General features: G+C 49.4%; 1 rRNA gene. It reads right to left on the bottom strand.

The window, feature by feature from the left end:
• Positions 1–16: 16 nt before the first annotated feature.
• Positions 17–1,568, bottom strand: a 16S ribosomal RNA gene (locus tag TT13_RS10780).
• Positions 1,569–1,655 lie beyond the last annotated feature (87 nt).

The following is a 1,655-nucleotide window of genomic DNA, read 5'->3' as shown; positions in this document are numbered from 1 at the left end:
TTCCGATTTTCCTTAGAAAGGAGGTGATCCAGCCGCAGGTTCTCCTACGGCTACCTTGTTACGACTTCACCCTAATCATCTGTCCCACCTTAGACGGCTGGCTCCTAAAAGGTTACCCCACCGGCTTTGGGTGTTACAAACTCTCATGGTGTGACGGGCGGTGTGTACAAGACCCGGGAACGTATTCACCGCGGCGTGCTGATCCGCGATTACTAGCGATTCCGACTTCATGTAGGCGAGTTGCAGCCTACAATCCGAACTGAGACGTACTTTAAGAGATTAGCTCACCCTCGCGGGTTGGCAACTCGTTGTATACGCCATTGTAGCACGTGTGTAGCCCAGGTCATAAGGGGCATGATGATTTGACGTCATCCCCGCCTTCCTCCGGTTTGTCACCGGCAGTCTTGCTAGAGTGCCCAACTAAATGCTGGCAACTAACAATAAGGGTTGCGCTCGTTGCGGGACTTAACCCAACATCTCACGACACGAGCTGACGACAACCATGCACCACCTGTCACCTTGTCCCCGAAGGGAACACTCTATCTCTAGAGTTGTCAAGGGATGTCAAGACCTGGTAAGGTTCTTCGCGTTGCTTCGAATTAAACCACATGCTCCACCGCTTGTGCGGGTCCCCGTCAATTCCTTTGAGTTTCAACCTTGCGGTCGTACTCCCCAGGCGGAGTGCTTAATGCGTTAGCTGCGGCACTTAGGGGCGGAAACCCCCAAACACCTAGCACTCATCGTTTACGGTGTGGACTACCAGGGTATCTAATCCTGTTTGCTACCCACACTTTCGAGCCTCAACGTCAGTTACAGTCCAGAAAGCCGCCTTCGCCACTGGTGTTCTTCCATATATCTACGCATTCCACCGCTACACATGGAGTTCCACTTTCCTCTACTGCACTCAAGTCATCCAGTTTCCAAAGCAATTCCTCAGTTGAGCTGAGGGCTTTCACTTCAGACTTAAATAACCGTCTGCGCTCGCTTTACGCCCAATAAATCCGGATAACGCTTGGGACATACGTATTACCGCGGCTGCTGGCACGTATTTAGCCGTCCCTTTCTGGTAAGATACCGTCACACGTTGAACAGTTACTCTCAACGTCATTCTTCTCTTACAACAGTGCTTTACGAGCCGAAACCCTTCATCACACACGCGGCGTTGCTCCATCAGGCTTGCGCCCATTGTGGAAGATTCCCTACTGCTGCCTCCCGTAGGAGTATGGGCCGTGTCTCAGTCCCATTGTGGCCGATCAGTCTCTCAACTCGGCTATGCATCATGGCCATGGTGAGCCGTTACCTCACCATCTAGCTAATGCACCGCGGGACCATCTCTTAGTGATAGCAGAACCATCTTTTAAATTAAAACCATGCGGTTTTAACTTTTATACGGTATTAGCATCTGTTTCCAAATGTTATCCCCTGCTAAGAGGTAGGTTTCCCACGTGTTACTCACCCGTTCGCCACTCATCATATTAAAAGCAAGCTTTCAATAATCAGCGTTCGACTTGCATGTATTAGGCACGCCGCCAGCGTTCATCCTGAGCCAGGATCAAACTCTCATTTTGAAAAGTTTGAGTATAACTCAAATATTTGTTGTGTTTAACCAATGTTAAACGAATTTATTATTAGCGAATTGACTTCGCAAATGTTTT

Source organism: Weissella oryzae SG25, assembly GCF_000691805.2.
Lineage (GTDB): Bacteria > Bacillota > Bacilli > Lactobacillales > Lactobacillaceae > Weissella > Weissella oryzae.
This window is presented reverse-complemented; position numbering and strand designations above follow the sequence as displayed.